Source organism: Niastella vici (assembly GCF_002077945.1).
Lineage (GTDB): Bacteria > Bacteroidota > Bacteroidia > Chitinophagales > Chitinophagaceae > Niastella > Niastella vici.
In genome coordinates this window covers 1-4,478 of the sequence record NZ_LVYD01000111.1, presented here as the reverse complement: position 1 = coordinate 4,478, position 4,478 = coordinate 1, and the positions used below count along the sequence as shown (strand labels likewise).

General features: G+C 47.0%; 4 protein-coding genes. 1 reads left to right on the top strand and 3 read right to left on the bottom strand.

Features of this window, described 5'->3' with window-relative positions:
* The 3 genes from A3860_RS41790 to A3860_RS36320 form a co-directional block, all read right to left on the bottom strand.
* A partial coding sequence (locus tag A3860_RS41790; protein ID WP_216823594.1) for a hypothetical protein occupies nt 1–207 on the bottom strand: 207 nt, incomplete at its 3' end.
* Between the two features lie 388 nt (nt 208–595).
* Complete coding sequence (locus A3860_RS36325; protein WP_081155510.1) at nt 596–1,558, bottom strand: T9SS type A sorting domain-containing protein; 963 nt, start codon at nt 1,556–1,558, stop codon at nt 596–598.
* 180 nt (nt 1,559–1,738) lie between these two features.
* Nucleotides 1,739–2,209, bottom strand: a complete 471-nt coding sequence (locus tag A3860_RS36320) for an anthrone oxygenase family protein (RefSeq protein WP_081155509.1) — start codon at nt 2,207–2,209, stop codon at nt 1,739–1,741.
* Between the two features lie 969 nt (nt 2,210–3,178).
* Between A3860_RS36320 and A3860_RS36315 the strand changes: the two genes are divergently transcribed.
* Nucleotides 3,179–4,478 (top strand): N-acetylmuramoyl-L-alanine amidase (locus A3860_RS36315; protein WP_143774440.1); only part of this gene is annotated, 1,300 nt, incomplete at its 3' end.

The window sequence follows — 4,478 nt, the reverse complement described above, 5'->3', positions numbered from 1 at the left end:
CCCTTCTCCTCTTTTCTTCGCTACCTTTTTCGTTGGGGTTGCAAAGGTAAGAGTTTCTTTCATTCGACCAACTTTTTTCTTCTTTTTAAGAGCATTTTTTGTGAGCCTCTTCGTTATTCCTTTTCGTCTTCTCTTCTTTCTCACCGCCCCGTTTCGTAAGGGGGTGCAAAGGTAAGCGGATTTAGTTCCCCACCAAATCTTTTTCATTCTTTTTCAAACTTTTATTGCAGTAAAGCCGGTTTCAGGTGTCGTTTTGACGATAAAAATGATGCTGGGCGCGGCTTTGATCCAAATGAAGCATGAAAAAAACATTTTAAGCTGGAAATGAAGCATTTAATAATTCCAGGGCCTGCCTTATCATTCCCGATGCCGGCACCGGTGTTTTATCCTTCACCCAACAAAATACCAGGCGCACAATGCCGGCCCCTACCCCTTCGGCTTTATTCTTTACCGGTTTACGAAACAGCCATGCGCTGGTTCTTCCCGGCTTCCCTGTATGAACTTCCCAACGACCTGCTGTTTGAAGCAACAGGGATAGCGCAAACTTTCATCGGGGTAATTCAATTGTATTATACTGTAAAATTATGGAAGGGCATTAGTCACCCGTTACCACCAGTTTCTTTGTTTCGAGGAGCTGACCGCTGTGTGAAATAAAACCAACGAAGTAGTTGCCCGGCAGGTTGATGTGCAAAGGAATTATGCTGCGGTCATTCACCAGTTCGCGGTGTATCATTTGTCCCAATACATTCCAGATCACGACGTATTTAACAGCCGCTGCGCCGTTTACGCCCACATAGAAATTCCGGGCTGATGGGTTGGGCCACAACAGCAACTGGTAGCCATCGGTTTTGCTGCCCACGGCTACTATGTTGGTGTAAGAGATGCCGCCACTGTAGTCAACCAGCCTCAACCGGTAATAGCTGATACCAGTATAGCTGTTGGGGTCATTCATAGTATAGTTCAGCCAGGTAGTGCTGTACCCGTTAACTGCTTTTGACGACATCGAATCGCGGTTGCGGAAGCGGGTCTCGTTGCTCAACCTGCGTTCCACCATAAAATACCGGACATTCACTTCCGGTTTGGTGGTCCAGTATACCTGCACATTATTTTTGTCTAAACGCCAGCCACTCAGCCATACATGCGTATAGGGAAGCGAGGTATCGCCGTTGCCGGCAAATTTGGTAAAGTAAGATGCCGCAGTGATGGCACTACGCATGGTGCGGGTATTTACCCCGCTATTGGCCAGGGCGGCGCCGGTAGTGAGGTAACCGGTGAGCGGAGATCCCTGCGGATATGCCGTATCCCAGCCGGCGCCGGTATACTGTGATACATATGAATACTGCCGGTTGCGGCTGAATTGACTGCCTTCGTCGGCAGTAAGGTGTTGCAAAGCCACCTCTACTTCATCGGCACCGGGGTTGTTGCGTTTTCCAATTTCCCAGGTCTTGTTCACACCCTGCGCCTTCAGATCGGTTCCGCTAAACAGGTCTTTCTTAACGCCGTCGGATACCCGTACATGATAGTCATCGCCCCGCGAAGCCTTGCTGCGGATAGACACCGGTGTATAGGCGAGGGGTGGATTTTAATTTTTCCGTAATGTATTATTGTATAAACACCAATCCCCTTCCCAAAATTAGAATAACATTAGCGTGTATTTAACTAATGATTGATATCCCCAACAAATGGTAGGTAATTATGCTTACTGTAACGCGTAAGCCTATGTCATGATTGATCACGATCAACTATATCTTTTTATGACTGCCATCAGGTAACATGCCATGCCAGCCAGGGAAATAAAGGTGCGGTCGGTATGATAGAACTCCCAGCGGTCCCTGATCACTTCCCACCCGGCCGGCATTGACCCGGGTGTCCAGGTCCTTATCTGGTTATCGATAGGTACTTCAATAAACAAAGTGATAGCCAGCGCCGCCACAAATAAGATAAGCGTTGAAAGCAGCCAGTAGAAATGAGCCCGCTTCTTTTTACCGGCCATTAATAGTAAGACAAGCAATCCTATAATGCCCAGTGGCATCATAATGCTCATGCCTGTGGCTACATTTTGCATGATCTGTTTACCGATCGTAACAAATGTTTCTGCCGGCAAAGTGTACATTGTTCTGCTTAACGAAAACCAGGTTCCCCAGAAAACACCGGTCACCCCTATCAGCACCAGGCCGGTCATTAGCAGTAAGATCTTTCTTAATATCATATGTAAGCAATAAACGAATTACAAATACTGTTCCCCAGGCTGCCAGTTGGTTTCAAGTTCTTTCCAACACATTATTAAAGATAATGATTTTAAATACCCTATTTCCTGATATTGGTTACCCAAACACCCTAATAGGTTGAATAAGGTTTAATATTGTTGAAAAATAAATCACTCAAATAGTCTTTAGAAAGAAGGCTGGTTTGATGTTTGTTTAGTACCGACAGCTCTTGTTGATATGTAGGTTGTAATTGTTCAATGCCGTGAGGCCGGTATGTCCATTAACCGGGTGCGTTTTTTTGCAGGTGTGGTTTTCGTTTAAAATCGAAAAAACTGGCAACATACCGGCGGGCACAACGAAAAAAAGGTTGGCTCACATGCTTACTAAACTGATATGCGCCGGTCTAATACAGAATTGATTACACATCTACCTCTATACAACAACGTTACCGAAAGCATGCCTATTCATGGATGTTCATATAATTTTCATGAGGATCGCATTGCCAATTCAAAAAATCATCCTAATTATGTAATACATATTCTTATTAAAAAAACCTTATCATGGAAAAAAACTGTACACTAACCGCTTTGCCATACTGGACCTTCGCCTGGCGGGAAGCCGGTGAGGTTGTTGTCCCGCTGCATAAACCCAAAGCAAACTAGCCCATGTAGTTGCTTATTCCCTTTCACCAGTAACATACCGGAGCGTTGCAGCAGTGCCTTTGACCTGGCATGCGTAGTTTAAAATCAAGGTTCGTATTTACTGATCCCCATTAGATCGGGGGCCTGTTTATGGCCCCAGGCCATTGTACGTCCTATTCCCTACACTAGTATAGCCCAACATCTATTATGTCAGTGGACCCTGTTCACTGAACCGGATATTTTTTTGCCTGCGCGGAAGTTCGCTTCTGCAGGTAACAGGGATCTTTTTGCATTAAACGCTTATTCTTTAACCATTACAAATCAAACACGATGAGTAAACGACGACTACTTTCTGGTTTATTCCTTATTCTATTGTGTAGTGCACGAGTCACTGCGCAACAGACAGACGGTTACGGCAATTATTTTGCCGAGGCATACCGCCTGTACCCTTCCATTCCGCAAGGAGTGTTGGAAGCCACAGCCTGGTCGGCTTCCCGCCTCAACAACATGCAACCGCAAACCCATGGTGATGGCGATGGTACTGCCATGCCGCTGCGGTTTGGGGTTTTTGGTCTTATTGAAGATGGTAAAGGTTATTTCAAGAACAACCTGGTTACAGTAACTGCATTGAGTGGCATTACGCCGGAACAGTTTAAAAATGATGTTCGCCTGCAGATACTGGCAGTGGCCAAATTCCTGAGCAGTGAAGCAGCGCAACAACAACTGGGCGCACACCCTTCTGCCGAAGCCTTTGCCAGCGTGCTGGAAAAACTGGCTGAAATTCCTGATGACGGCAGCACGGTGAACCAATATGCGCATTCGCTGTATACCTACGAGGTGTTCAATCACCTGAAAAAAGGGTTTTCCTCAGGCGGGTTACAATTAGCCCCCCGTACCATACAGCTCGACAAGATCTATGCGCCGCAAACCCTGCGCACCCTGAGCGCACCGGGCGTACAGATTAATTACATGCAGGACAGAATTAAAGCCAACGGGTTCAATTTACCCGTTAGCAATTCAACCACACCAACCAACAGCAATGCAAGGGTGGAAGCGGTTCAAAGCACCGATTATCCCCCGGCCCTGTGGGACCAGGCAAGCACCAGCAATTTCACTGTTGGCCGCGGTGGCTATACGCCTACCAACGTGGTGATCCATACCTGCGAAGGTTCTTATTCAGGCACCATCAGCTGGTTCAACAATGCCAGCGCCCAGGTTTCGGCACACTACGTGGTAAGGTCTTCTGACGGACAGATCACGCAGATGGTGTTGGAGAAAGATAAAGCCTGGCATGTACTTGACCATAACTACTATACCATCGGTATTGAGCACGAAGGATATGTAGCATCGGGCAACACCTGGTACACCAATGCCATGTACACCAGTTCGGCTGCCCTGGTACGTGATATATGCACCAGCTGGAGCATAGATGGCACTACCTGTTTTCGCGGACCGGCCACTTCAGGCACCAACTTTTTGCCGGTGACCGTTCGCATCAAAGGCCATCAGCACTACAGCGGCAATACGCATACCGACCCAGGCATTTACTGGAACTGGTCGAAGTATGCCGATCTCATTAATCCGCCTACAGCTGTTACCATTATGTCATTCGCAGTGAAAGACCAAAGCA

Excerpts from the sequence above, each read along its gene's own strand:
- A3860_RS36320 (WP_081155509.1), bottom strand. The coding sequence starts at position 2,209 with ATGATATTAAGAAAGATCTTACTGCTAATGACCGGCCTGGTGCTGATA.